Annotated in this window: 20 protein-coding genes and 1 pseudogene; 15 read left to right on the forward strand and 6 right to left on the reverse strand. The window is 68.5% G+C overall.

What is annotated here, in order from left to right; genetic code table 11:
• The 5 genes from ABY44_RS15060 to ABY44_RS15080 form a co-directional block, all read left to right on the forward strand.
• Positions 1–228 (forward strand): helix-turn-helix domain-containing protein (locus ABY44_RS15060; protein ID WP_431641372.1); only part of this gene is annotated, 228 nt, incomplete at its 5' end.
• A gap of 168 nt (positions 229–396) precedes the next feature.
• Entirely contained in the window at positions 397–1,140 is a 744-nt protein-coding gene (locus ABY44_RS15065) for a hypothetical protein (RefSeq protein ID WP_063809896.1), read from the forward strand.
• A 40-nt stretch (positions 1,141–1,180) separates the two neighbouring features.
• The gene (locus tag ABY44_RS15070) at positions 1,181–1,726 is read left to right on the forward strand and encodes a hypothetical protein (protein WP_060174469.1); all 546 of its coding nucleotides are present in this window, start codon (positions 1,181–1,183) and stop codon (positions 1,724–1,726) included.
• Between the two features lie 13 nt (positions 1,727–1,739).
• Positions 1,740–3,005 carry an MFS transporter gene (locus ABY44_RS15075; protein ID WP_060174468.1) on the forward strand — a complete coding sequence of 422 codons (1,266 nt, stop codon included), beginning with the start codon at positions 1,740–1,742 and terminating at the stop codon, positions 3,003–3,005.
• A gap of 37 nt (positions 3,006–3,042) precedes the next feature.
• Entirely contained in the window at positions 3,043–4,296 is a 1,254-nt protein-coding gene (locus ABY44_RS15080; protein WP_060174467.1) for an arsenic transporter, read from the forward strand.
• A gap of 36 nt (positions 4,297–4,332) precedes the next feature.
• Here the strand turns inward: ABY44_RS15080 and ABY44_RS15085 are convergent, their stop codons facing one another.
• Both ABY44_RS15085 and ABY44_RS15090 read right to left on the reverse strand, forming a co-directional pair.
• Positions 4,333–6,438: a TonB-dependent siderophore receptor gene (locus tag ABY44_RS15085; protein ID WP_060174466.1), complete on the reverse strand. Its 2,106-nt coding sequence runs from the start codon at positions 6,436–6,438 to the stop codon at positions 4,333–4,335.
• Positions 6,439–6,794: 356 nt separating this feature from the next.
• Entirely contained in the window at positions 6,795–7,496 is a 702-nt protein-coding gene (locus ABY44_RS15090) for a FadR/GntR family transcriptional regulator (RefSeq protein ID WP_027792854.1), read from the reverse strand.
• 233 nt (positions 7,497–7,729) lie between these two features.
• On the opposite strand from ABY44_RS15090, the gene ABY44_RS15095 reads away from it, so the two are divergent.
• Genes ABY44_RS15095 through ABY44_RS15130 form a run of 8 tightly spaced genes read left to right on the forward strand, consistent with a single transcriptional unit; the run spans position 7,730 to position 16,958 of the window.
• Positions 7,730–9,274: a sugar ABC transporter ATP-binding protein gene (locus ABY44_RS15095; RefSeq protein WP_060174465.1), complete on the forward strand. Its 1,545-nt coding sequence runs from the start codon at positions 7,730–7,732 to the stop codon at positions 9,272–9,274.
• Positions 9,267–10,298: an ABC transporter permease gene (locus ABY44_RS15100; RefSeq protein ID WP_027792852.1), complete on the forward strand. Its 1,032-nt coding sequence runs from the start codon at positions 9,267–9,269 to the stop codon at positions 10,296–10,298. The genes ABY44_RS15095 and ABY44_RS15100 overlap by 8 nt, the downstream gene beginning before the upstream one ends.
• 42 nt (positions 10,299–10,340) lie before the next feature.
• The gene (locus ABY44_RS15105) at positions 10,341–11,288 is read left to right on the forward strand and encodes an ABC transporter substrate-binding protein (protein WP_060174464.1); all 948 of its coding nucleotides are present in this window, start codon (positions 10,341–10,343) and stop codon (positions 11,286–11,288) included.
• A gap of 36 nt (positions 11,289–11,324) precedes the next feature.
• Positions 11,325–12,341 (forward strand): aldo/keto reductase, encoded by a 1,017-nt coding sequence (locus tag ABY44_RS15110; RefSeq protein ID WP_059699559.1) that lies wholly within the window; start codon positions 11,325–11,327, stop codon positions 12,339–12,341.
• Positions 12,338–13,213, forward strand: a complete 876-nt coding sequence (locus ABY44_RS15115) for an amidohydrolase family protein (protein ID WP_081072708.1) — start codon at positions 12,338–12,340, stop codon at positions 13,211–13,213. The genes ABY44_RS15110 and ABY44_RS15115 overlap by 4 nt, the downstream gene beginning before the upstream one ends.
• Before the next feature lie 22 nt (positions 13,214–13,235).
• A complete protein-coding gene (locus tag ABY44_RS15120; protein WP_027792848.1) occupies positions 13,236–14,246 on the forward strand; it encodes a zinc-binding alcohol dehydrogenase family protein in 1,011 nt (336 codons plus the stop codon).
• A gap of 31 nt (positions 14,247–14,277) precedes the next feature.
• A complete protein-coding gene (locus tag ABY44_RS15125; protein ID WP_059699557.1) occupies positions 14,278–15,438 on the forward strand; it encodes a D-mannonate oxidoreductase in 1,161 nt (386 codons plus the stop codon).
• Positions 15,435–16,958: a UxaA family hydrolase gene (locus tag ABY44_RS15130; protein WP_060174463.1), complete on the forward strand. Its 1,524-nt coding sequence runs from the start codon at positions 15,435–15,437 to the stop codon at positions 16,956–16,958. The genes ABY44_RS15125 and ABY44_RS15130 overlap by 4 nt, the downstream gene beginning before the upstream one ends.
• Before the next feature lie 227 nt (positions 16,959–17,185).
• On the opposite strand, the gene ABY44_RS15135 is transcribed toward ABY44_RS15130, so the two are convergent.
• Positions 17,186–18,772, reverse strand: coding sequence for a methyl-accepting chemotaxis protein (locus ABY44_RS15135; RefSeq protein WP_027792845.1), 1,587 nt, complete (start codon positions 18,770–18,772; stop codon positions 17,186–17,188).
• 294 nt (positions 18,773–19,066) lie between these two features.
• Here ABY44_RS15135 and ABY44_RS15140 point away from each other — a divergent pair.
• A pseudogene (locus ABY44_RS15140) lies at positions 19,067–20,038 on the forward strand (methyl-accepting chemotaxis protein); the annotation flags it as partial.
• Between the two features lie 186 nt (positions 20,039–20,224).
• Here ABY44_RS15140 and ABY44_RS15145 read toward each other — a convergent pair.
• The 3 genes from ABY44_RS15145 to ABY44_RS15155 all read right to left on the reverse strand — a co-directional run bounded on the left by ABY44_RS15145 (position 20,225) and on the right by ABY44_RS15155 (position 24,442).
• Entirely contained in the window at positions 20,225–21,403 is a 1,179-nt protein-coding gene (locus ABY44_RS15145) for a fumarylacetoacetate hydrolase family protein (protein WP_060174462.1), read from the reverse strand.
• Positions 21,404–21,434: 31 nt separating this feature from the next.
• On the reverse strand, positions 21,435–23,216 hold the full coding sequence (locus ABY44_RS15150; RefSeq protein WP_060174461.1) for an IlvD/Edd family dehydratase: 1,782 nt from the start codon (positions 23,214–23,216) through the stop codon (positions 21,435–21,437).
• 188 nt (positions 23,217–23,404) lie between these two features.
• Positions 23,405–24,442 (reverse strand): LacI family DNA-binding transcriptional regulator, encoded by a 1,038-nt coding sequence (locus tag ABY44_RS15155; RefSeq protein WP_174392705.1) that lies wholly within the window; start codon positions 24,440–24,442, stop codon positions 23,405–23,407.
• Between the two features lie 298 nt (positions 24,443–24,740).
• Here ABY44_RS15155 and ABY44_RS15160 point away from each other — a divergent pair, with 298 nt between their 5' ends.
• The gene (locus tag ABY44_RS15160; protein ID WP_021163208.1) at positions 24,741–26,087 is read left to right on the forward strand and encodes an MFS transporter; all 1,347 of its coding nucleotides are present in this window, start codon (positions 24,741–24,743) and stop codon (positions 26,085–26,087) included.
• Positions 26,088–26,138 lie beyond the last annotated feature (51 nt).

Genomic DNA, 26,138 nt, shown 5'->3' on the forward strand with positions numbered 1-26,138 from the left:
CTCGGCGTCGTGGCGGCGCCGGCGCCCGGCGGCGACGCGCTTGCGCTGCCCGCGCCGCTGTTCGACATGCCGTTGCCCGACGCGCTGGCGGCGGTCGAGCGCACCGTGATCCTGCGCGCGCTCGAGCGCGCGAACGGCAATCGCGCGGAGGCGGCACGGCAGCTCGGCATCGGCCGCCAGTCGCTCTATGCGCGCATGGCCCATCTGGGTATCGAGCGCGACGAGTAGCGGCGCCATGACGCCTGTCGGGATTCCCGACAACGGCGGGTAAGACGTGTCGGGAATCCCGACACGTTGTGCACGGTTCACGGTTCGATACGCCGCCCGGCGGGCACGTGCGTGCTGGCACGCATGTTGCAGATATCACGGCATCGCAACCCGTTGCCGGAGCCCGTCATGAAGTCGACCCCACGCGTCGCCGTTCGCCGCAGCTGTGTCGGACTGTGTGCCGCCGCGCTGATCGCCGCGGCGACAGCCTGCGCCGCGCAGATTCCACCCGCGCCGCGTGCGGACGAACCGCCCGGCGCGCCGCCGCGCGCCGGTTTCGAACCGGCTCCTCTTCCGCCTCCGCCGCTGTCGCCCGTCGCCTCCGACGCACTCGTGTCCGGCACGCTTTCGCGCCTGACGATCAACCCGGAAGGCGCGGTCGACGGTTTCGTGCTGACCGACGGGACGCTCGTCGGCGTGCCGCCGCATCTCGGCACGCAACTGATCGCGCTCGCGCGGCCGGGCGACCGGGTAACGGTGGCCGGTGAACGTCGCGCCGGCGACGACATCCACGCGCGCGTCGTGCGCAACGACCGCAGCGGCGCATCGCTGTCCGACCAGCCGCCGCCATCCGCCGCGCCGATGCCGCCCGCGCTGCGCGGCGTCAATCTGGCCCGGCTCAGCGTGTCGGGTGTCGTGCGGCGCGTCATGCACGCACCACGCGGCGAGCCGGACGGCGTGATGCTCGACAGCGGCGCAATCGTCAAGCTGACGGTGCCGGCCGCGCAGCAGTTCGGCGCGCTGCTCGTACCCGGCGCGCGCGTTGCCGCGGTCGGATACGGCACGCGCAATGCCTACGGCGAAGCGCTGCAGGCCACCGCATTCGGCTCGCCGGGCCGCGTCGTGAATCTTTACGACGACGTCGTGCGCTGATCGCGCGTCGTCTTCCTGCCATCCCACAAGGAGTCCTGCCATGCACTGGATCGATCCCGCCTGCCTGCCCGAAACGCGCGGCCGCGTCACACAGTTCCTGCTCAACCCGCACGGGGACATCGACGGCCTGATCCTGAACGGCGACCTGCAGGTTCACGTGCCGCCGCACCTGGGCCGCGAACTGGTTCGCCATGTCGAGGTGGGCGACCGCATCCGCGTGCGCGGCGTCAAGTCGCGCGGCGCCGCGATGATCGTGGCGGTGCAGCTGACCGGGCGCCACGGCTTCGACATCGTCGACAACGGGCCCGTGCCCGGTGCGCCGAAGCCGCCGCATGGCGGCCGCAAGCTGATGGAGATGAGCGGCGAAGTCGCGTTCGCGCTGCACGGCCCGAAAGGTGAGCTGAACGGCGCGTTGCTGACGAACGGTGTCGTGCTGCGGATGCCGCCGCATGCGGCCGCCGAGCTGAGCGACTATCTGCGCGCCGGTATCCACGTCATGGCGTGGGGGCAAGGCGTCGTCACGCGGTACGGCGCCGTGCTCGAAGTGAGCGAGATCGCCGAGCTCGTCGACGCGGACGACGAATGACTGCCCGTCGACGATGAGAGCGGCGCGCGCGCTCGAGGCGCTCAATTTCTTCCTGGCCGACGTGCAGGCCGGCATCGGCCCGTTCATCGGCGTGATCCTGCTGTCGCGCGGCTGGAGCGCCGACGCGATCGGCTCGGTCATGACGCTGGCCGGGCTCGCCGCGATGGCCGCGACGCCGCCGGCCGGCGCGCTCGTCGATGCGCTGCGCGCGAAGCGCGCGCTGATCGTCGCGGCCACCGCCGTGACGGCGCTGGCCTCGCTGGCGCTGATGTTCGCCGACGGTTATCCGGCGGTGGCGGCATCGCAGATCCTGGCCGCCGTCGGCGGCGCGGCGCTGGCGCCGGCCGTCGCGGGCGTGACGCTCGGCATCGCGCGCCGGCAGGGTTTCGACCGGCAGTTCGGCCGCAACCAGATGGCGAACCATGCGGGCAACGTGGTCGGCGCGGCGCTCGCCGGATGGCTCGGCTGGCATGCGGGATTCGATGCGGTGTTCGCGCTCGTCGCCGCGTTCACGCTCCTCGCGATCGCGAGTACGTTGGCGATTCCCGCACGGGCCATCGACCACGCGTGCGCACGCGGCCTCGACATGGACCATGCCGAGCCGCGAACGCATGCCGTGCGCGATGATCCGCCCATGGGCGCGTCGGCGCCGCACGCCGGCGGCTGGCGCACGCTCGCCTCGAACCGGCCGCTGGTCCTGCTCGGCGCGTCGCTCGCGCTGTTTCATCTCGGCAACGCGGCGATGCTGCCGCTCTACGGAATGGGCGTGGTCGCCACGCATCGCAGCAACGCGAGCATGTTCACCGCGCAAACCATCGTCATCGCGCAACTCGTGATGATCGCGGCCGCGTGGGTCGCGCCCCGGCTGATTCGCGCGCATGGTTATTGGCGCGTGCTGCTGCTTTCCTACCTGGTATTGCCGGTGCGGGGCGTGCTTGCCGCCACGCTGATGAGCGAGGCGGGCGTCTGGCCGGTGCAGGTGCTCGACGGGATCGGTGCCGGCCTGCAAAGCGTCGTCGTGCCGGCGCTCGTCGTGCGCCTGCTGCACGGCTCCGGCCGCGTGAACGCCGGGCAGGGCGCCGTCGCGACCGCGCAGGGGATCGGCGCGGCGCTCAGTCCCGTGCTGGGCGGCGTGCTCGCGCAGCACTTCGGTTATCCGGTCGCATTCGTCGTGCTGGGCGCCGTGTCGACGGGCGCGCTCGCGCTCTGGCTCGGCCATGCGCGAGCGCTGAGCAGCGTGTGCGGCAAGCCGGCCGACCTGCCGGCCGCGTCGTCCTGAACGTGCCTTCCCTCTCCCTGCGATTCCCGACCTGCCCATGAATTCCGTTTCACTTGCATGGCTGATTTCCGCGCTCGCCACGGCGGGCGTCATCGCCCGCCCGTTCGGCTGGCCCGAGGCGACCTGGGCCGTGAGCGGCGCGTTGCTGCTGGTCGTGTGCGGCCTGTTGCCCGTGCATCCGGCGCTCGACGCCGTCGCGAAGGGCGGCGACGTGTACCTGTTCCTGACCGGCATGATGCTGCTGTCCGAGGTCGCGCGGCGCGAAGGGCTGTTCGACTGGGTCGCGACGCGCGTCGTCAATCTCGCGCAGGGTTCGCCCCGGCGCCTGTTCGCGCTCGTCTACCTGGTGGGCACCGTGACGACGATCTTCCTGTCGAACGATGCGACCGCCGTCGTGCTGACGCCCGCGGTCATCGCGGCCGCGCGCCGGGCGAAGGCCGATCCGCTGCCGCTGCTGTACATCTGCGCGTTCGTCGCGAACGCGGCGAGTTTCGTGCTGCCGATCTCGAACCCCGCGAATCTCGTGCTGTACGGCGCGCGCATGCCGTCGCTCGGCGTATGGCTGGCCCACTTCGCGATCCCGTCCGTCGCATCGATCGCATGCACGTTCCTGATGCTTCGGATGACCCAGCGGCACGCGCTCGGCGGCCGTTGCGAATCCGGTTTGCCGACGCGGCCGCTCACCGGCGGCGGGCGTATCGCGCTGGCCGGCATCGCGATCACGGCCGCCGCGCTGATGACGGTGTCGGCGCTCGATCTTCCGCTCGGGTTGCCGACCGCGGCGGCGGGTATCGTCACCGTCGCATGCGTGCTGGTCAAGGATCGCACCGCATGCATGCCGATCGTTCGCGCGATTTCATGGAGCGTGTTGCCGCTCGTCGCGGGGCTGTTCGTACTCGTCGAGGCGCTCGACCGGAGCGGTGCGGTGCGTGCGCTCGCCGGGCTGCTGCGCGCGCTGACGGCAAGCGGCGAGCAGCCCGCCGCGGCCGCGGCGGGCGTTGCGATCGCACTGGCGTCGAACCTGGTCAACAACCTGCCTGCCGGGCTCATCGCGAGTTCGACGGTCGACGCCGCACGCAGCCCGCAAACGGTGATCGACGCGATCCTGATCGGCGTCGACCTGGGGCCGAACCTGTCCGTCACCGGATCGCTCGCGACGATTCTGTGGCTGGCGGCCATCCGGCGCGAAGGGTTGCGGGTCGGTTTCGGCGCGTTCCTCGCGGTCGGCGCGTGCGTGATGTTGCCGGCCTTGCTGCTCGCGCTGGCGGCGCGGCTCGCGCTCGGCGCGTGAAGCGCATGAGTCGCAGCGCCGGCCGGCCAACCCCGGCTAGAACGTATAGGCGAGCGACGCGAACAGGCTGCGCGGCGCGCCCGGCGTGACCCACAAGCTGTTGTAGGAGCTGACGTAGGTGGTGCGGTTGAACAGGTTGTTCAGCACGACCGACGCACGCAGGTGCTTGTTGACCTGCACATAGCCGTTCAGCTGCACGGTCGCATAGGCCGGCAGCTCGAACCCATCCTGCGTGTTCGCGGTATTGCCGGCCCGGCGCCCGACGTAGATCAGGCCGGCGCCGGCACCGGCCTTTTCCGCGAACGGTACCGCGGTTTCGTACAGGAGCAGCGCGCTGCCGCTCAGGCGCGGAATGTCGACGAGGCGTGCGCCGGGTGTCAGCACCGCGTCGTGCGTGACTTCGGCGTCGACATACGCAAGGTTGACGAGGCCGCGCACGCCGTGGCCGAGGTCGCCGTTCCATTCGAATTCGACGCCGCGGCTGCGCACCTCGCCGGCCGCGCGCGAGAAGCCGGCGTTCGCCGGATCGGCGGTCAGCACGTTGCGCTTGTTGACGTAGAACGCCGCGACGGTCGCGAGCCAGCGCGCGCCGGCCCATTTCGCGCCGGCTTCGTAGCCGTGCCCCTTCTCCGGATCGAACGCGCGGCCGTCGACGTCGGCGCCGTTGTTCGGCCGGAACGAATACGCGGTGTTCGCATAGAGCGACAGGGCGGGGCTCATCTCGTACACGATGCCGATGCGCGGGCTCAACGCGGTCTGCACCTGGCTGCTCGTCGTGCCTTTCAGGCGGTTCTCGACCGACTGGTGGAAGCGATCCCAGCGCAGCCCGGCGAGGATTTTCCAGTGCGGGCCGAACGCGAGCGTGTCCTGCGCGTAGAGCCCCTGGCCGTCGTCGCGCTCGAGCAGGTTGGTCGCGGTGCGCGGCGTGGGCGCCGGCTGGCCGTAGACGGGATCGAAGATGTCGATCGCATACGGCGCGGCGGCCGTGGGCGTCGAGCGCGCGACGAACTGGTCGTAGTTGAAGCGGTACGCATCGACGCCCAGCACGAGCGTGTGGCCGATGCCGCCGGTGCGGAACTTGCCGGCCGTTTCGATGCGGCCCTGCAGGTCGTTCGAATGAAACGCGACTTGCCGGTAGCGGCGCCACAGCGTGCGGCCGTCCGGCTGCAGCGCGAATGCCTCGGACGAGCGGCCGGACAGGTCGGTGGTGCGCTGCGCGAACCCGGCGTTGACCGACCAGTTCGCATCGACGCGATGCTCGAGCGTGAACTGATGGCCCGCGTTGCGCACGTCGTAGTCGCCGTCGCGCGGCTCGCCGAGGAAGCGCGATGCGGGAATCGCACCGAGTTGCCCGCCCACCGCGACCACGCCGCGATCGAGCGGCGCGCGCTGGCGCGCACTCTCGAATTCGTAATGAAGCGTCGTGTCCGCACCGATGTCCCACGTGAACGACGGCGCGAACAGGTAGCGTTTGCTCGACACGGTATCGCGGAAGCTGCCGTTGTTCTCGTTCATCGCGACGAAGCGGTACGCGAGCGACTTCGTCACGGGGCCGGTCGAATCGAGCGTCTCGCGCAATGCGCCGTAGCTGCCGGCCGACACGCCGACGGTGTTCGCGCGCGCGAACTGCGGCTGCTTCGTCGTGTAGCTGATGAGCCCGCCCGGATCGCCACGCCCGTACAGCGCCGACGCGGGCCCCTTGAGCACTTCCATGCGCTCGAGGTTGACGGTGTCGCGCGGCACGCTGATCCCGCGATTCCATGAAAAGCCGTTGACGAGGTAGTCGGTGCCGGACGTGTTGCCGTCGCCGGCGAAGCCGCGCACCGCATAGTTGTCCCAAAGACCGCCGAAGTTGTTCTGCCGCGCGACGCCCGCGACCCAGTCGTACAGGTCCTCGCCGCGCGTCGCCGCGACCGTGCGCACGAGTTTCGCATCGACGCTGCTGACCGCGAACGGGATCTCCATCACGTCCGCGTCGCCGCGCGTCGCGCTCGTCGAGTCACGCGTGCGAAACGGTGCGCTCGCGCGCTGCCCCGAGATCTCGATGGTGGGCAGCGTCGCCTCCTGCGCGTCGGCCGTGCCCACGCCTGCCGCGCCGACGACGATGGCCATCGGTGCGGCCGCCCAGTTCCTCCTGCTCATACCTCTCCCTTTCGTGTCGTTCGCGTTCGGGCACGGCGGGCGGCCTTGCGCCGACATCGGTGTTCCAAACAGTACATTTGCGCGGCAATTTAATGCAAATGAGAGGCATTTGCAATCGTAATTTTGAGGATTGGTATGGGGAGCGAAACGGTGGGGCGCACGGATGCGAGCGAGGGGATGGGTGGATTTCCTGAAATGCCGAACGGCGGGGAAAACAAACCATGGCGTGGTGACGGCCGGATAGCGCTTTCGTCACGCCTGCGCGAGAAATATGAGTGAAATTGCAGGGGGCACGGCGCCACGCGATGCACGACACCGCGCTCGCCGACGCGCGCCGGCGCCCGTGCGTGTTCAGCTCAATCCGGATCGGCTTTCAGCCCACCCTCGATCCACCGCGCTTCCGACGCGCGAAGATGCGCGCGAATGGCCGTCTGCGCGGCGATCGGATCGCCGGCCTGCAACGCGAGCAGCACGTCCTCGTGCTCGCGCACCGCGGCGGTCCACGTCTGCGGATTCTCCGCATGGCCGCGCATCGCGGCCGCGATCGGGTCGTGGCGGCTGTCGAACAGCTCGCCGACGAAGCGGGTGAGCACCGAGTTGCCGGCGGCTTCCGCGATCAGCATGTGGAACTGCCGGTCGGCTTCGACCGGGGATTTGCCGGCCTCCGCGAGCCGCTTCATGCGCTGAACGGTGCGGCGCAGCCGCTCGAGCATGGCGGCCGTCATCCGCGCTGCGGCCAGCGCGGCGACGCTGCCTTCGACGGCCGCGCGAGCCTGCATCAATTCCGACGGACTGTCGCCGAGCGTGGCCATCGGGCCGACAGCGTCGGCGGCCGTATCGCGCACATAGACGCCGGAGCCCATCCGGATTTCGATCTGCCCGCCGATTTCCAGCGCGATCAGCGCCTCCCGAAGCGACGGCCGCGACACGCCGAGCGTCAGCGCCAGCTCGCGCTCGGGCGGCAGCCGCTCGCCGATCGCGAATTCGCCCTGGCGAATCAACGCGACGATCTGGGCCGCGACCGATTGGTAAAGCCGCTTGGGTTCTGTCGATTTCATCCGAGTGATAGGGATCAATGCGCTTCGGGCGCAAGCGCGTGTCGCGGAGTCTATCACGCCGGACGTATCGCCCCGTGTAGCGGCGCGTTCATCCGGATGTCCGGGTTTTCACTATTGGTAAGATCGGATTTGAATAATTAAATTGGCTTGACCAAAATGGCTTTGATTGCTGTAATTCATCCAAATTGGACTGACCGGTTAGTGTCGAGGTCGATCCATCCCCAGGAGACGCAATGGCAATGCCTCGCAATCTGCCCGGTCAGGCCGCGCAGGACGAATCGGACCGGGAGATCCTGCGCCTGGACGGGATTCGCAAGCGCTTCCCCGGCGTCCTCGCGCTCGACGGGATTCGCCTCGACCTGCGCCGCGGCGAGGTGCATGCGGTGTGCGGCGAGAACGGCGCAGGCAAATCGACGCTGATGAAGATCATCAGCGGCCAGTACCTGCCCGACGACGGTGTCGTCCACTATCGCGGCGCGCCGGTGCGGTTTCATTCGGCCTCCGAAGCGCAGGCGGCCGGCATCTCGATCATTCATCAGGAGCTCAATCTCGTCCCGCACCTGAGCGTGGCGGAGAACCTGTTCCTCGCGCGCGAGCCGCGGCGCGGGCCGTTCGTCGATACGAAACGCATGAACGCGGAGGCGGCGCGCTGCATCGCGCGCATCGGCCTGAACGTCGCGCCGACGACGAAGGTCGGCGTGCTGTCCATCGCGCAGCAGCAGATGGTCGAGATCGCGAAGGCGCTGTCGCACGATGCGCGTGTGCTGATCATGGACGAACCCACGTCGTCGCTGACCGAAACGGAAACGGTGCAGCTGTTTCGCATCATCGAGGAACTGCGCGCCGACGGCGTGGCGATTCTGTATATCTCGCACCGGCTCGACGAAATGGCGCAGATCGTCGATCGCGTGACGGTGCTGCGCGACGGGCGCCACATCTCGACGGACGCTTTCGCCGACGTGAGCATCGACGACATCGTCGCGCGCATGGTCGGACGCACGCTCGACGACGCCTATCCGTCGCGGCAATCGGTGCCGACCGACGAGGTGCTGCTCGACGTGCGGGACCTGCGCCGCGACGGCGTGTTCGGGCCGGTGTCGTTCGCGCTGCGCCGCGGCGAGATCCTCGGTTTCGCGGGCTTGATGGGCGCCGGGCGCACCGAGATCGCCCGCGCGATCTTCGGCGCGGATCGCCCCGACGGCGGCACGATCGGGCTGCACGGCCGGCCCGTGACGATCCGCTCGCCGCGCGAGGCGATCCGGCACGGCATCGCGTATCTGTCGGAGGACCGCAAGAAGGAGGGTCTCGCGCTGCCGATGCCCGTCGCGGCGAACCTCACGCTCGCGAACGTGCGCGGCATCACGTCACGCTTCGGATTCCTGCGCTTCGACGACGAACTCGACGTCGCGCGCCGCTACGTGCAGGACCTCGCGATTCGCACGCCGTCCGTGCACCAGCGCGTCCGAAACCTGTCCGGCGGCAACCAGCAGAAGGTCGTCATCGGCAAATGGCTGTACCGCGGCTCGAAGATCCTGTTCTTCGACGAGCCGACGCGCGGCATCGACGTCGGCGCGAAATTCGCGATCTACGGGCTGATGGACCGGCTCGCCGCCGACGGCGTCGGCGTGGTGCTGATCAGTTCGGAATTGCCCGAACTGCTCGGCATGACCGACCGGATCGCCGTTTTTCACGAAGGTCGATTGACCGCATTTCTCGATACGAAACACACCAGTCAGGAGGAGATCATGCACTACGCGTCGGGGCGTTCCCATGCTTGAAATGACATCCGATCGAAGCCAGGCCGACGAACGGGCGGCGCGACAGCGGCGGCGCGACCTGATCCAGAAGTTCGCGGCGCTGGGCAGTCTCGTCGTGCTCGTGTTCGCGTTCTCGATCTCGAGCGCGGCGTTCTTCTCGGTCGACAACCTGATGACGGTCGGCCTGCAGGTCACGTCGATCGCCTATCTGGGCGTGGCCGCCACCTGCGTAATCATCACGGGCGGCATCGACCTGTCGGTCGGCTCGGTGCTCGCGCTGTCCGGCGTGTGCGCGGCGCTGCTGGTCAAGGCCGGCGCGCCGGTGCCCGCGGCGATGGCGGCCGGCATCCTGGTCGGCGCGCTGTGCGGGCTCGTCAACGGCATCTGCGTGACGCAGATGGGCCTGCCGCCGTTCATCGCGACGCTCGGCATGATGCTCGTCGCGCGCGGCATCGCGCTGCAGATCACCGGCGCGCGGCCGGTATCGGATCTCGGCGATGCGTTCGGCGCGCTCGGCAACGGCGCGCTGCTGCGGATCTCGCGCATCGGCGCGGACGGGTTCCCCGACACGACCTTTCCCGGCATTCCGTATCCGGTCGTGATCATGGTCGTGCTGTTCGTCGTGGTGTCCGTGCTGCTGTCGAGAACGTCGCTCGGCCGCCATATCTACGCGGTCGGGTCGAACGCGGAAGCCGCCCGGCTGTCGGGCGTGAACGTGCAGGGCGTGAAGCTGTTCACCTACGTGCTGTCCGGCGCGCTCGCGGGCGTGACCGGTTGCGTGCTGATGTCGCGGCTCGTCACCGGGCAGCCGAACGAAGGCGTGATGTACGAGCTCGACGCGATCGCCAGTTCGGTCATCGGCGGCACGTCGCTGATGGGCGGCGTCGGCACGATCTCCGGCACGGCGATCGGCGCGTTCGTGATCGGCGTGCTGCGCAACGGCCTGAACATGAACGGCGTGTCGAGCTTCATCCAGCAGATCATCATCGGCGTCGTGATCCTCGGCACGGTGTGGATCGACCAGTTGCGCAATCGCCGGCCCTGACCGGCAGCAAGCAGTCCCTACCAACGAGAAGCGGAGCGAGACATGAACAAATTCATCCTGCTGGCGGCATCGGCGTGCGTGTTCGCGGTGTGCAGCAGCGGCGCGTATGCGGCGGGCGGCGAGATCGCCGTGATCGTCAAGACGGTCAATTCGAACTACTGGCAGAACGTGCAGAAGGGCGCGAAGGCGGCGCTCGGCGGCGCCAAGGGTTACACGATGACGTTCCAGGGCCCGGCGGCCGAGTCCGACATCAGCGGGCAGGTCAACATGGTCGACAACGCGGTTACGCGTCATGTGGCGGGCATCGTGCTCGCGCCGTCCGATCCCGATGCGCTCGTGCCCGCGATCAAGAAGGCGTGGGAAGCGCACATTCCCGTCGTGCTGATCGACTCGGCGATCGCGGACGCGGGCAAGCCGTACTACCAGGCATTCCTGTCGACCGACAACGAGAAGGCGGGCGCGCTGTGCGCGAAGGCGCTGATCGACCGCGTCGGGCAGTCGGGCAAGATCGCGATCATGTCGTACGTACCGGGCGCGGGATCCGAGGTCAGCCGCGTCGGCGGGTTCCGCAAGTACATCGAGAGCCATTCGAAGCTGCAGGTCGTCGGCCCGTACTACTCGCAATCGCAAATGGCGACCGCGCTGAACCAGACGACCGACGTGCTGTCGGCGAACCCGGACCTGAAGGGCATCTTCGGCGCGAACGAGCCGACCGCGGTCGGCATGGGCCGTGCGCTGAAGCAGTCGGGCAAGGCGGGCAAGGTGGTGGCGATCGGGTTCGACGGCAACGAGGACCTGCAGGGCTTCGTGCGCGACGGCACCGTGCAGGCGATCGCCGTGCAGGGCTCGTGGCAGATGGGGAACCAGGGCGTGCGCACGGCGCTCGACGTGATCGAGCGCAAGCCCGCGCCGAAGCTGATCGATACCGGCGTCGTGATGGTCGACAAGCAGAACCTCGATTCGCAGGCAGCGAAGAATGTCCTGTACTGATCGCCCGTCCCGCTTGCACGCATCGAGTCACCACTCATGAACGCAAACGATACGCGCACCTTGCCGCGCAGCGGGCTGACGGTGTCCGCGCTCGGCCTCGGCTGCTCGCAGCTCGGCGGCCTTTATCGGCCGATGTCGGCGGCCGACGCCGCCGCGCTGGTCGACGCCGCGTGGGCTGCCGGCCTGCGCTACTTCGACACCGCGCCGTATTACGGCTACACGCTGTCCGAGCGGCGCGTGGGGGCGGGGCTCGCTCCGCGCGAGCGCAGCGCGTTCACGCTCAGCACGAAGGTCGGGCGGCTGATGCGCGCCGACGCGAGCGTGCGGCCGGGCGACGACGGCTGGGCCGAGCCGCTGCCGTTCCGGCCCGTCTACGACTACAGCTACGACGGCATCATGCGCTCGCACGACGACAGCCGGCAACGGCTCGGGCTCGCGCGGATCGACATGCTGTACGTGCACGACATCGGCGCGATGACGCACGGCGATCGTCACGCGCACTACTGGGAACAGTTGACGCGCGGCGGCGGATTTCGCGCGCTGGATGCGCTGCGCGCCAGCGGCGAGATCGGCGCGTTCGGTCTCGGCGTGAACGAATGGGAAGTCGCGGCCGACGCGCTGAACGAAGCGGCGCTCGATGCGGTGCTGCTGGCCGGCCGCTACACGCTGCTCGAACAGACGGCGCTCGAACCGCTGCTCGACGCGTGCGCCCGTGACGGGACGGCGATCGTGATCGGCGGCGTGTTCAATTCCGGCCTGCTCGCCGGCAACGGCAAGTTCAACTATGCGGACGCGAGCGCCGACGTGATCGACAAGGCCACGCGGCTCGGCGCGCTGTGCAACCGCTTCGACGTGCCGCTTCCCGCCGCGGCATTGCAGTTTCCGTTCGGTCATCCAGCCGTCGTATCGTGCGTGGTCGGCGCGCGCAGCGTGGCGCAGTTGAAGCAGAACGTCGACTGGTTCGAGCGTCCCGCGCCGGCCGAACTGTGGGATGCGCTGCGCGACGAAGGGTTGATCGCGGCGCACGCGCCGGTTCCGGGAGCCCACGCATGATCATGCGCATCGACGCCCATCAGCACTACTGGCGCATCGACGCACGGGCCGGCTGCTGGCCGCCGGCCGAACTCGATGCGATTCACCGGGATTTCGGTCCGGCCGATCTGGCGCCGCTGCTCGACGCTGCGCGCATCGACACCACCGTCCTCGTGCAATCGCTGCCGAGCGAAGCCGACACGCGCTTTCTGCTCGATCTCGCGGACGAAACGCCGAGCGTCGGCGCGGTGGTCGGCTGGGTCGACCTGAAGGCCGACGACGCACCGGCGCGGATCGCGGCGTTTGCGTCCGCGCCAAAGGCGCGCGGCTTGCGACCGATGCTGCAGGATCTGCCCGACGACACGTGGATCGACGATCCGCGGCTGGATCGCGCGGTCGCCGCGATGCTCGAGCACGGGCTGCGTTTTGATGCACTGGTGATGCCGCGTCATCTCGATGCGCTGCATGCATTCGCGCGACGCCATCCGGATCTGCCGATCGTGATCGACCATGGCGCGAAGCCGTTCATCGAGCGCGGCGAATGGCAGCCGTGGCTGTCGGCGATGGGCCGGCTTGCGCGCCTGCCGAACCTTCATTGCAAGCTGTCCGGCCTCTGGACCGAAGCAGGGCCGTCGGCTGGGCCCGATGCCGTGCGCGCGCGCACGCGGCCGTATGTCCACGCGCTGGCCGAGCTGTTCGGGCCGACGCGCCTGATGTGGGGCAGCGACTGGCCGGTGCTGCGGCTGGCGTCGGCGTGCGGCGGCTACGGCGAATGGCTGGCCGCGTGCGAGGACGATTGCGCGCGGTTGCTCGGCGCCGCGGCGCTGGACGGCCTCTTCGGCGGCAACGCACACCGCTTCTACCGGATCGACACCGCACGCCACGACGAATGAACCAGAACGAAAGGAACCCGACATGCTCAGCGTGATTTGCGAATCTCCCGGCGTGCTGCGCGTGCAGCAGCGCGAACTGCCCGTACGCGGCAGCGGCGAAGTACTGTTGCGCGTGCAACGGGTCGGCATTTGCGGCACCGACCTGCATATCTTCACCGGCAACCAGCCGTACCTCGACTATCCGCGCGTGATGGGCCATGAGCTTTCGGCGGTCGTCGTCGAGGCGGAACCCGAGTCGGGGCTCGGCGTCGGCGACGCGGTGTACGTGATGCCGTATCTGTCGTGCGGGCACTGCATCGCCTGTCGGCACGGCAACACGAATTGCTGCGTGAACATCAAGGTGCTCGGCGTGCATCGCGACGGCGCGCTCGCCGAATACCTGAGCGTGCCTGCGCAGTTCGTTCACAAGGCCGACGGCATTTCGCTCGACCAGGCGGCGATGCTGGAATTCCTCGCGATCGGCGCGCATGCGGTGCGGCGCGCGGACGTCCGCGCCGGGCAGCGCGCGCTGGTCGTCGGCGCCGGGCCGATCGGCATGGCCGCGATGATCTTCGCGAAGCTGCGTGGCGCCGACGTCACATGCCTCGACACGCGGGCGGATCGACTGGCGTTTTGCCGGCAACATCTGACGGTTGATGCGACCGTGGAGGTGGGCGAGGATGACGCGGCGCGTCTCGCGGCGTTGACGAACGGCGAGTATTTCGATGCGGTGTTCGACGCCACAGGCAACCTCGATGCGATGAATCGCGGTTTCGAATTCGTCGCGCATGGCGGCAAATACACGTTGATCTCGATCGTGCGCGGGCACGTCGCCTTTTCGGATCCCGAATTCCACAAGCGGGAAGCCACGCTGCTCGCGAGCCGCAATGCGACGGCCGAGGATTTCGCGACGGTGCTCGACGCGATGCGCGGGGGGCGTATTCCGGACCGCGCGCTGAACACGCACCGGATGCGGCTCGAAGAGGTGCCGGATGCGCTGCCGCGTTTGCTCGATGCGGGGCAGACCGTCGTGAAGGCGCTCGTCGAATGCTGATCGATCGAATCCGGCACGCGGAGCGCATGCGATGACGCCGCCGATCCTCCAGTTCGGCACGAGCCGCTTCCTGCTCGCGCACGTCGACTTGTTCGTCTCGCAGGCGCTGGACGACGGCAACGCGATGGGCGGCATCGGCATCGTGCAGACGACCGGCAATCCGGCCAGCCGCGCCCGCATTGACGCGCTGCGCGCCACCGGTCGCTATCCGGTGCGGATTCGCGGGCGCGACCGCGGCGGCGTGGTCGACGAAGTCGTCGAGTGCCGCGCCGTGCATCGCGCGTGGGACGCCGAGCACGACTGGGCGGAGATACGCGGTGCCGCGATCGAGACCGTACGCGTCATCGTGTCGAACACCGGCGACGCAGGGTATCGCGCCGATCCACGCGACACCGTGGACCTGCTGGCCCAGCAGGAGCACGCACCGCACGGCTTTCCGGCGAAGCTGCTCGCGCTGCTGCATGCGCGCTGGCAGGTGCGGCCCGATGACGGCGTCTCCATCCTGCCTTGCGAACTGGTGACGGACAACGGCGACACGCTGCGCGACATCGTGCTGGACCTCGCGCGCCAGTGGCGGCTGCCCGACGCGTTCGCCGACTATCTGGGCAACCGCTGCGTGTGGGTCAACTCGCTCGTCGACCGCATCGTGTCCGAGCCGCTCCATCCGGTCGGCGCGATCGCGGAGCCCTACGCGCTGTGGGCGATCGAGCGGCGCGCCGGCATGGCGCTGCCGTGCACGCATGCTCAGGTCGTCGTCACCGACGATTTGCGCAGCCACGAGCGCCTGAAGCTGTTCTTCCTCAATCTCGGGCACAGCTGGCTCGCGGAGCAGTGGCTCGCGGCGGGGCGCGACGCATCGGAAACGGTGCTGGACGCGATGAACGATGCGCGGTTGCGCGACGGTCTCGAAGCCGTGTGGCGCGATGAAGTCGCGCCGGTATTCGTGGCGCTGGGCTTGCGCGAAACGGCCGAACACTACGTCGACAGCGTGCGCGAGCGCTTTCTCAATCCGTTTCTCGCGCATCGCATCGCCGATATCGCGGTCAACCATCGCGAGAAGGTCGCGCGGCGGATCGAGCCGCTGCTCGCGCTCGCCGATTCGCTGGCGCTGGCGGCCGAACAACCGCGGTTGCGGCAACTCGTCGCCCGCTGCGAACCGGTGGCCGCAACGACAGGGAGAAGACCATCGTGAAGCAACCGACCATCGTGATCCTTCACGGCAACGACAACGTCGCCGTCGCACTCGACGCGCTGGCGCCGGACGTGCCGATCGACGTGCACGGCGCACCGCTGCGGCCGGCGGCCGCGATACCGGCCGGCCACAAGATCGCCACCACGCCGATCGCGCGTGGCGACGCGATCGTCAAATGCGGGCAGCCGATCGGCGTCGCGCTGCGGGACATCGCTGCGGGCGAGCACGTGCACGTGCATAACGTCGGGATGCCTGAGCGGCATGCGCACGACGACGGGCCGGCGGGCGACACGCACGACGTTCCGGCCGATCGCCGCGATACCTTCGACGGATTCGTGCGTCCCGACGGCAGCGTGGGGACGCGCAACTACGTTGGCGTGATCGCGAGCGTCAACTGTTCGGCGAGTGTCTGTCATGCGATCGCCGATGCATACCGGCACGGCGCGCTCGACGCGTTCGGCCATGTCGACGGCGTCGTCGCGATCACCCATCAGAGCGGCTGCGGCATGTCGGCGACCGGCGACGGCATCGAACTGCTGCGACGCACGCTCGTCGGTTATGCGCGCAACCCGAATTTCGCCGGCGTGCTGCTCGTCGGCCTCGGTTGTGAGGTCAACCAGGTCGGCGCGCTCGCGCAGCGGCTCGACGCGGCGGCACCTGGTACCGTGCGCACGCTGGTGATCCAGGACGAAGGCGGCGTGCGCGACACCGTGGCCAAAGGCGTGTCGATCGTGCGCGAGTTGCTGGAGGCGGCCGACGGCGCGCGTCGCAGCGCCGTGCCGGCCTCGCGGCTGACGGTCGGCCTGCAATGCGGCGGCTCCGACGGTTACTCGGGCATCACCGCGAATCCGGCGCTCGGCGCGGCCGTCGATCTGCTGGTCCGCAACGGCGGCACCGCGATTCTGTCCGAGACGCCCGAGATCTACGGCGCCGAGCATCTGCTGATCGCGCGAGCGGCGTCGCGCGACGTGGCCGAGCGTCTGCTCGGCAGGTTGCAGTGGTGGGAGCGTTACGTCGCCGACAACGGCGGCGAAATGAACAACAACCCGTCGCCCGGCAACCTCGCCGGCGGCATCACGACGATTCTCGAGAAATCGCTCGGCGCGGTGTCGAAGGGCGGCCGCTCGCCGCTGCGCGCGGTCTACGACTATGCGGAGCCGGTGCGGCAAGCGGGGCTCGTGTTCATGGATACGCCCGGTTACGACCCGGTGTCGGCCACCGGGCAGATCGCCGGCGGCGCGAATCTCGTGTGCTTCACGACGGGCCGCGGTTCGGTGTTCGGCTCGAAGCCGGTGCCGACGATCAAGATCGCGACGACGACCGGCCTGTACGAGCGGATGCAATCGGACATGGATTTCGACAGCGGCGGGATCGTCGCCAGTTCGCTCTCGGTCGGCGAAGCGGGCGAGCGGCTGTTCCGGCTGATGCTCGACGTTGCCTCCGGACGACGATCCCGCAGCGAGGACAACGGCATCGGCGAACGCGAGTTCGTGCCGTGGCTGCGCGGCGCGGTCATGTGACGCGAAAGGCGACATGCGACCGCGTGCGCAATCGGACAGCGAAGGAGAAGCCGCGATGGAAACCCGCATGAGCGAGCCGGCGATCGGCGAAATCGGCCGCGACGATCATCTCTCCGACCTGGAGAAGGGCTTGCTCGGCGAAGCGCTGCGCTTGCTCGCCGAGACGCGCGCACAGGCGCTCGAACTCTGTGTCGAGGTGAGCCGGCGGCAGGGCGGCGGGCGCCGACCTACGCGCCGGCCATGCGCGCGTCGAGCCGGAACAACGAGACGGCCTCGGCAAGCCGGTTTCCCTGTTCCTCGAGCGACTTCGAGGCGGCGGCTGCCTGCTCGACGAGCGCCGCATTCTGCTGGGTGACCTCGTCCATTTGCGTAATGGCGAGATTGACCTGCTCGATGCCGCGACTCTGTTCGCTCGACGCCGCGGCGATTTCGCCCATGATGTCGGTCACGCGCGAGATCGCATGCGTGACCTCGCTCATCGTATCGCCCGCGTTGTTCGCGATATGCGAGCCGTCCTCGATTTTCCGGACCGATTGCGAGATCAGCTCGCGAATTTCCTTCGCGGCGCTCGACGAACGCTGCGCAAGACTTCTGACTTCGCTTGCCACCACCGCGAAGCCGCGGCCCTGTTCGCCGGCGCGGGCAGCCTCCACGGCCGCGTTGAGCGCGAGGATGTTGGTCTGGAACGCGATCCCTTCGATGATCCCGGTGATCTCGGCGATCTTGGCGGAGCTCGCGCTGATGTCGGTCATCGTGTCGACCATCAGGCCGACCGCCGAGCTGCCGCGCTGCGCGACCTCCGATGCGTTGTTGGCCAGGCCGCTCGCCTGTTGCGCATTGTCGGCGTTCAGGCGCACGGTGGAGGTCAGTTGCTCCATGCTCGACGCGGTTTCCTGCAACGACGCGGCCTGCTGTTCGGTGCGGGACGACAGGTCCTGGTTGCCGGACGCGATTTCGCCGGCGCCGGTCGCGACGTTGCCCGATGCGGTACGGACTTCCGAGATCAGGCGGATCAGGTTCGCCTGCATGTCGCGCATCGAAGCCAGTACGCTGCCGGCCGGCGCGGCGCCGGTCGTGGCTTCGGCGCCGAGATTGCCGGCGGCGATATGGCCGGCGATATCGCTGAGCACGGCGGGCTCCGTGCCCAGCGAGCGCAGCAGGCCGCGGGTGATGACGAGGCCCGAGAGCGCGGCCGCGGCGGCGGCGGCGATGCAGATCGCGATCAGCATCAGGCGTCGCGAGGTATAACGGTCGTCCGATTCCTTCACCAGTTGATCGGCCCGCGCGCGCGAGTACGTCGCATACGTGTCGGTGGCCGCGACGAGCTGGGCCAGCAGCGGTCGGCACTGTTCGTTGATCATCGTGATCGCCTGATCGCGCCGGTTGTTCGCCGCCGCGTCGACGATGGCGCGCGCCACGGGGCCGTACTGCGCCTCGACCGCCCCGATTTGCCGAACCAGTTCGCGCGCCTTGTCGGATGCGCCGCTGCCCTCGCGGACCGCATTCGTCAGTTCGCCCATCAGCGCGCCGACTTCGTGGTCGGCCTGCAGTGCCGCTTCCTTCTCGATGTCCGCGTCGCGCGGGCTGGCCGCGAGGACCTGGTTGCGGGCGGCGATCGCGCGCCGGTCGACCGCGAAGCGAATCTTGTCGGCCAGGTTCGCGCGGGCGTTGGTGCCGTTGACATAGTCGTCGAATGCCGCGTTCGCGTTGCCGAGCGAGACGATGCCGACGATGGAGACGAGCACGACCGTACACGTAAGAAGTCCGAAAGCCATGATCAGCTTCGTGCGAACGGTTAATCGTCGATCGTTCATGGGAGGAATCCGGTTGTGGTTATCAAATAGATTTCCTGATTAACGGAATGGTGAAAGAAAGGTTTAGGACCGGCGCTGCGGGGCAATCGTTTGCGGGTTGCCTGTCGTCAAAATAAATCCGACCGCGATCCGCATTCGTCACGCTGAGCCGGAGAACGGCGCTGTTTTCGCCCGCCGTGCCGTTAAACGGATCAGGTTCGCCTTGTTCAGCGATCCCATTTCAATCACGCGGTAACGGAGACCGAAGTCATCATGCTGTCATCAATTCGCGCACGGATACTTGCGACGTGTTTCGCCATCATCGCGGCGGCGCTGGTCGGCGCGATGACGAACGCGGCCTTCAAGCACATCCTGATAGTGCGCGACGCGCTCACGGACGTCTCGAGCGGCAGCGGCGATCTGACGAAGCGCCTGCCGGCCGACGGCGCGGACGAAGCCGCGCAGATCGCGAGAGCGTTCAACGCGTTCGCCGAGAAGATCAGTACGATCCTGCGGCAGATCCGCGATTTCAGCACGTCCGTGAACCTCGCGAGAGCCGAGATCGCGCAGGGCAACCAGGATCTGTCGGCCCGCACCGAACACGCGGCGTCGAGCCTGCAGGAAACGGCCGCCGCGCTCGAGGAGATCGCCGGCACGGCCCGCAACCCGGCCGATGCGGCGAGCCAGGTGAACCGTCTGGCGGAATCGGCGTCGGACGTCGTGCTGCGGGGCGGCACGGTCGTGCGCGACGTCGTGTCGACGATGAACGACATCACGCAGGCGTCGGCGGAGATCGCCAACATCGTCGGCGTGATCGACGGCATCGCGTTCCAGACCAACATTCTCGCGTTGAACGCCGCCGTCGAGGCGGCCCGCGCGAACGAGCACGGCCGCGGCTTCGCGGTCGTCGCCGGGGAAGTGCGTGCGCTCGCGCAGCGCAGCGCGCAGGCCGCGCGGGAAATCAAGCAGCTGATCTACTCGTCGGTCGAGAAGATCGAGGGCGGCTCCGGGCTCGTGCAGACGGCCGGTGCGACGATGGACGAAATCGTCGACGGCGTGCGCAACATCACGAGCGTGATCGCCGAAATCAGCGTCGCCGCGAAGGAGCAGAGCACGGGGCTCGAGCAGGTGAATCAGGCGGTGTCGCAGCTCGACGATACGACGCAGCAGAACGCGGCGCTGGTCGAGCAATCGGCGGCTGCCGCGACGTCGCTGCGCGAGCAGGCGGCCCGGCTCGCGCAGACGGTCGGCGAGTTCAGGCTCGCGGAGCGCGCGGTGGCGGCGTGACGGTTCGCGTGACGGGGCCGGCGGGCCCCGGTTTCATGCGGCGTGGCGAAGCCAGTCCGGCTGGCGCACCCGCCGACGACGGGCGGGATTTTGTTCGTATCCTGCACCGCTCCGCTGTACGTCGCCCACGCCGTGGCTGACTGCGATCGATCACCCGTGGGGAGGCCGGTGTTGCTGCCGTTCCGCTCAGGCAAGCAGCCCGCGTGCCGCCAGATTCGCATACAGCGCGCGCACGCCGAAGGTCCACGGCGCGATCTCCGTGCAAAGCCGCACGGTGTTGACGAGTGCGCCGAGCGCGGGCGTGGAGATCGTGACGCGGTCGCCGAGGTGATGCGTGAATCCGCCGCCGGGCGCGTCGCGATCCTGGATCGGCGAGAACATCGTGCCGAGGAACAGCATGAAGCCGTCCGGATATTGGTGATGCGCGCCGCAGGTCTGCGCGACGAGGTCGGTCGGGTCGCGGCTGATCTCGCGCATATGGCTGATGCCGTCGAGTACGAAGCCGTCGTCCGCGCCTTCGACGCGCAGCGACACGCTGCATGCCCGCACGCTGTCGAGCGTGAAGCCGTCGTCGAACAGCCGCACGAACGGGCCGATCGCGCACGAGCCGTTGTTGTCCTTGCATTTGCCGAGCAGCAGCGCCGAACGGCCTTCGATGTCGCGCAGGTTCACGTCGTTGCCGAGCGTCGCGCCCACCGGCCTGCCGTCACGGGCGACCGCCAGCACGATCTCCGGTTCCGGGTTGTTCCACACCGACACGGGCAGCAGCCCCACATCCGCGCCGAAGCCGACCGCCGACATCGGCTGCGCCTTGGAGAACACTTCCGCATCCGGGCCGATGCCGACTTCCATGTATTGCGACCATGCGCTGCGGCGTTCGAGCTCCGCCTTCAGGCGCAGCGCGGCTTCCGAGCCCGGCACGATCTTCGATAGATCGGTGCCGATGGTCGCGGCGATGGTGTCGCGAACCTCCCGCGCTTTGGCCGGATCGCCGCCCGCCTGTTCCTCGATCACGCGCTCGATCAGGCTGACCGCAAAGGTCACGCCGCACGCCTTGATCGCCTGCACGTCGCACGGCGCGAGCAGGTGCGTCGCGCCCGGCGTGCCGTCCAGCGCGGCCTGCAACAACGGCTCGACACGACCGAGCGATTCGCCGGCAGCGGTGCGCGCGATGGCGACTGCATCGGGGCGATCGAACAGGTCGGCGGTGGTCGGCACGGTGCGTGTGATGTCGAACACTTCGCCGCCGCGCACGGCGACGACGCTCGGGCCCGCGTGGGCGCCGTCGTGCCGCCAGACGCGGCCGATCAGCAGCGCGTGGTCGAGGTCGTGCGGCAGGCAATCGGAAACGGAAGGCGTATGCATGGTCAGCTCGGCAAGAGTCGGGGGCGGTGGGTCAGTGCGAATGGCGCGGGTTGCCGCGCTGCTCGATCACCTTCAGGTACAGCGTGGCCGGTTCGAGGCAGCCGCCGGTGGACAGCTGGCCGACGAACCGGCGATAGAGTTCCTGCCACGGCGTTTGCGCCTGCGGCACGGTGAAGCTTTCGGTTTCGCGGCGGCGCGCGAGTTCGTCCTCGTCGACGAGCACGTCGACGCTGCGGCGATTCAGGTCCACGCGCACGCGATCGTTCGTGCGCAGCAGCGCGAGGCCGCCGCCGACCGCGGCTTCCGGCGACATGTTCAGGATCGACGGGCTGGCCGATGTGCCGCTCTGGCGTCCGTCACCCATGCACGGCAGCGACGTCACGCCGCGCTTCACCAGTTCGGCAGGCGGCGCCATGTTCACGACTTCGGAACTGCCCGGGTAGCCGACCGTGCCGCAGCCGCGGATCACGAGGATGCAGCGCTCGTCGATGTTCAGCGCGGGATCGTTGATGCGCGCGTGATAGTCCTCGGGGCCGTCGAACACGATCGCGCGCGCCTCGAACGTATTCTCCGCGCCCGGCTCGGACAGGTAGGTGCGGCGGAACGCGTCGCCCACCACCGACATCTTCATGATCGCGCTGTCGAAGAAGTTGCCCGACAGCACCATGAAGCCGGCGCCATGCTTGAGCGGCGCATCGGGCGTGCGGATCACGTCGCGGTCGGTGTCCTGCGCGGTGTCGGCGATCTCGCCGATCGCGCGGCCCGATACGGTCAGGCAGTCGCGCCGTAGCAGCCCGGCCGAATCGAGCTGGCGCAGCACGGCGGGCACGCCGCCGGCGCGGTGGAAGCTCTCGCCGAGGTAGTCGCCGGCCGGCATGCAGTTGACGAGCAGCGGCACCGATTCACCCAGGCGCTGCCAGTCGTCCAGGCTCAGTTCGACGCCCATGTGGCGCGCAATCGCGATCAGGTGCGGCGGGCAGTTGGTCGATGCGCCCAGCGCGGACGCGACGACGATCGCATTCTCGAATGCCGCGCGCGTCATGATTGTCGACGGGCGCAGGTCTTCCCGAACGAGCTCGACCGCGCGCTTGCCGGTCGCGTAAGCCATCTGGCCGCGCTCGCGATAGGCGGCGGGAATGCTCGCGCAGCCGGGCAGCGACATGCCCAGCGCCTCGGCGAGGCTGTTCATCGACAGCGCGGTGCCCATGGTGTTGCAATGGCCGATCGACGGCGACGAGGCCGTGGTCAGCTGCATGAAGCCTTCGTAGTCGATCTCGCCCGCCGCGAGCAGGTTGCGCGCATGCCAGATCACCGTGCCCGAGCCGACCCGCTTGCCCTCGTGCCAGCCGTCGAGCATCGGGCCGCCCGACAGCACGATCGCGGGCATGTCGACGGTGGCGGCCGCCATCAGGCACGCGGGCGTGGTCTTGTCGCAGCCGGTCGTCAGCACCACACCGTCCAGCGGAAAGCCGTGCAGCACTTCCACCAGCCCGAGGTACGCGAGATTGCGGTCGAGCGCGGCGGTGGGCCGGCGGCTTTGCTCGGCGAGCGGATGCACGGGGAACTCCATCGGAATGCCGCCCGCGTCGCGGATGCCCGCCTTGGTGCGTTCGGCCAGCTCGATGTGATGGCGGTTGCACGGCGCGAGGTCGCTGCCCGTCTGCGCGATGCCGATAATGGGGCGGCCCGACTGCAGTTCCTCGCGCGTCAACCCGTAGTTCATGAAGCGCTCGACATAGAGTGCCGTCATGTCCGCGTGCGCGGGGTCGTCGAACCATTCCTGGCTGCGCAGGCGGCGAGGGGTGTGTGACATGGCAGGCTGTCTCCTGAGGGGCCTTTGTCATTCTGCATGCCGGATGGTACCGGTAACATCGTTTGGATGTTAGCACGGGTTTTTTGCGCAGCGGAAGGGATTTCGTGCGCATGTGGCGAAGGTGAGGGCAGGGGGGGCGGTACGAAGCCGCGCGCGTGGCGGTCGGGATGCGCGCGGCCGTCGGCTTGTCAGGCGCTTTCCCGCGCGATGATCGTGTAGTCGATACGGATGCTTTTCGATTCGGTCCGCTCGCCGCCGTCACGCGCTTGCAGCGCCGCCAGCAACGCTTCGCCCGTGCGCAGCCCGATGCCGTACGCGTCGACCGATACGGTCGTGATGGTCGGATGGCAGCATGTCGCCACTTCGAAGTTCCCGAAGCCGGCCACGGCGATATCGGCCGGCACGGCGAGCCCGCGCCGGTGACACTCCATGATCGCGCCGAACGCCGACATGTCGCTCACGCACATCACCGCGTCGGTATCCGGCCATTGCTCCAGCAGCGCGGCCATCGCCGGCCCGCCGTGGCTCATCGTGATCGGCGATTCGCCCAGCCGCACGACGCGCGGTTCGCCCAGCCCCTGCGCCTTGATCTCCGCCTGGTAGCCCTTGAGCCGGTCCAGGCCGCGGCGATCCAGTTCGCTCGCGCCGACCAGAAAGCCGATGCGCCGGTAACCGCGCTCGGCCAGGTGGCGCACCATCGCACGGGCGGCGCGCACGTTCGAGAAGCCGACGGCGGTGTCGATCGGGCGCGTGGGCAGGTCCCACATCTCGACCACTGGAATCGCCGAGCGCTCCAATACCTTGCGCGTCGCATCGGTGTGCTGCGACCCCGTCAGCGCGATGCAGCGCGGCTGGTGTCGCAGCATCGACCGGACGAGCCGTTCTTCCCGTTCGAGGTCGTAGTCGGTATCGCCGAGCAGCAATTGCAAACCATGCGGCTCGAGTGCATCGGTCAGGCCGCGCACGGTGTCCGAGAAGTTGGAACTCGACAGCGACGGCACCAGCACCGCGACGAATTCCGAGCGCCCCGACGACAGCGCACCGGCAGCGGCATCCGCCACGTAGCCGAGCTGGTCGATGGCCTCGCAGACCCGTGCGCGCGTCTCGGCGGCCACGCTGTGGCCGGCGAGCACGCGCGACACCGTCATCTTCGATACGCCGGCGAGGCGCGCTACGTCGGACATGCGGGGCGGCCCGGCGGGCCGGACTGCGGTGGGACTGGGCATCGGAATCGCGATCGGGAGAAGGCAGGAAAGGCTACATCATACCGGGGCGGCATACCGCGCAGGCACGGTCGCGGCGTGCCCGCCGCGGTGAGGGCCGCACTAGGGAAACCACGCGTCCGGCGGCACTTGTACACGCGTGTCGCCGCATGCTACCGTCGAATGTGTTACCGGTATCAGCTTGCCGATCGCTCCCGTCGCCTCGTCGGCTTTTTTTTGGCACCGGATGTTATCGGTAACATCAATGCGCGCAGCGCACGCGACGGTACGAAGAAGATCGACACAATCAGGAGACAGACCGATGCCATCCCTTACGCAGGCCGCTGCCGCACCGGCCGCGGCCGACTCGTCCGAAGACGCCCTTTACCGCAAGGTCATGCGGCGCATCCTGCCGTTGCTGCTGCTCTGTTACGTCGTGGCCTACCTGGACCGCGTCAACGTGGGCTTCGCGAAGCTGCAGATGCTCGACGACCTGAACCTGAGCGACGGCGTCTATGCGCTCGGCGCCAGCATCTTCTTCTGGGGCTATTTCCTGTTCGAGATGCCCAGCAACCTGCTGTTGCACCGCTACGGCGCGCGCTTCTGGATCGCGCGGATCATGATCACGTGGGGCATCGTGTCGTCGTCGATGGCGTTCATCGTGCCGCTCGCGCAGTTCTTCCACGTGCAGACGACCACGATGTTCTACACGCTGCGCTTCCTGCTGGGGCTGTGCGAAGCGGGTTTTTTCCCGGGCGTCATCCTGTACCTGAACTACTGGTTCCCGGCGCGGCGCCAGAGCGTGGCGATGTCGGGCTTCCTGGTCGCGATCCCGCTGAGCCTGACGCTCGGCAGCGTGCTGTCCGGCTGGCTGATGGAGCAGACGCACGGCCTGTCGGGCATGAGCGGCTGGCAATGGATGCTGCTGCTCGAAGGGCTGCCGTCGATCGTGGTGGCGTTCATCGTGCTGGCCTGCCTCGGCGACGGCCCGCAGACGGCGAAGTGGCTGTCCGCCGACGAAAAGGCGGTGCTGTCGCGCAACCTCGAATCCGAGGCCGCGCACAAGTCGCACAGCATCGGCGCCGCGCTGCGCAGCCCGCGCGTCTGGTTGCTCACCTTCATTCTGCTGACGTTCAATACCGGTTTCTACGGGCTGGCCTTCTGGCTGCCGTCGATCATCCGCGCGTCGGGCGTGCACAGCCCGCTGCACATCGGCGTGCTGACGGCCATTCCGTACCTGACGGCGATCTTCGCGATGGTGTGGAACGCGTCGCACTCGCGCAAGACCGGCGAACGCCGCCTGCATGCGGCGATTCCCGCGCTGATCGGCGGCGTCTTCCTGATCCTGAGCGCGGCGTTCGCGCACAACGTGGCGCTGTCGATCGTATTCCTGACCATTGCCACCTGCGGCATCCTCGCGCTGATGCCGATCTACTGGACCTTTCCGGGGCAGATCCTGTCCGGCACGGCCGCGGCCGCCGGCATCGCACTGATCAACTCGGTGGGGAACCTGTCCGGCTTCACGGGCTCGATGATCACCGGCGTCGCCAAGCAGATGACCGGCAACATCAACAACGGGACTTATGCGCTGGGCGCTTGCCTGCTGGTCAGCTGCGTGTTGATCGCGTCGATTCCGCGCGATATCCTGCGGCCGCCGGTGGGGCGGTAGGGCGTTCGCGCGACGTTACGTCCGGCCGGGGCTCGGGCATCGCGCAGCCTC

This window comes from Burkholderia sp. ZZQ-2, from assembly GCF_050768715.1.
In the GTDB taxonomy this organism is placed as follows: Bacteria; Pseudomonadota; Gammaproteobacteria; order Burkholderiales; family Burkholderiaceae; genus Burkholderia; species Burkholderia cepacia.

Coding starts and splice junctions, on each gene's coding strand:
- ABY44_RS15065 (WP_063809896.1), top strand. CDS start 397: ATGAAGTCGACCCCACGCGTCGCCGTTCGCCGCAGCTGTGTCGGACTG.
- ABY44_RS15070 (WP_060174469.1), top strand. CDS start 1,181: ATGCACTGGATCGATCCCGCCTGCCTGCCCGAAACGCGCGGCCGCGTC.
- ABY44_RS15075 (WP_060174468.1), top strand. CDS start 1,740: ATGAGAGCGGCGCGCGCGCTCGAGGCGCTCAATTTCTTCCTGGCCGAC.
- ABY44_RS15080 (WP_060174467.1), top strand. CDS start 3,043: ATGAATTCCGTTTCACTTGCATGGCTGATTTCCGCGCTCGCCACGGCG.
- ABY44_RS15085 (WP_060174466.1), bottom strand. CDS start 6,438: ATGAGCAGGAGGAACTGGGCGGCCGCACCGATGGCCATCGTCGTCGGC.
- ABY44_RS15090 (WP_027792854.1), bottom strand. CDS start 7,496: ATGAAATCGACAGAACCCAAGCGGCTTTACCAATCGGTCGCGGCCCAG.
- ABY44_RS15095 (WP_060174465.1), top strand. CDS start 7,730: ATGGCAATGCCTCGCAATCTGCCCGGTCAGGCCGCGCAGGACGAATCG.
- ABY44_RS15100 (WP_027792852.1), top strand. CDS start 9,267: ATGCTTGAAATGACATCCGATCGAAGCCAGGCCGACGAACGGGCGGCG.
- ABY44_RS15105 (WP_060174464.1), top strand. CDS start 10,341: ATGAACAAATTCATCCTGCTGGCGGCATCGGCGTGCGTGTTCGCGGTG.
- ABY44_RS15110 (WP_059699559.1), top strand. CDS start 11,325: ATGAACGCAAACGATACGCGCACCTTGCCGCGCAGCGGGCTGACGGTG.
- ABY44_RS15115 (WP_081072708.1), top strand. CDS start 12,338: ATGATCATGCGCATCGACGCCCATCAGCACTACTGGCGCATCGACGCA.
- ABY44_RS15120 (WP_027792848.1), top strand. CDS start 13,236: ATGCTCAGCGTGATTTGCGAATCTCCCGGCGTGCTGCGCGTGCAGCAG.
- ABY44_RS15125 (WP_059699557.1), top strand. CDS start 14,278: ATGACGCCGCCGATCCTCCAGTTCGGCACGAGCCGCTTCCTGCTCGCG.
- ABY44_RS15135 (WP_027792845.1), bottom strand. CDS start 18,772: ATGAACGATCGACGATTAACCGTTCGCACGAAGCTGATCATGGCTTTC.
- ABY44_RS15145 (WP_060174462.1), bottom strand. CDS start 21,403: ATGCATACGCCTTCCGTTTCCGATTGCCTGCCGCACGACCTCGACCAC.
- ABY44_RS15150 (WP_060174461.1), bottom strand. CDS start 23,216: ATGTCACACACCCCTCGCCGCCTGCGCAGCCAGGAATGGTTCGACGAC.
- ABY44_RS15155 (WP_174392705.1), bottom strand. CDS start 24,442: ATGCCCAGTCCCACCGCAGTCCGGCCCGCCGGGCCGCCCCGCATGTCC.
- ABY44_RS15160 (WP_021163208.1), top strand. CDS start 24,741: ATGCCATCCCTTACGCAGGCCGCTGCCGCACCGGCCGCGGCCGACTCG.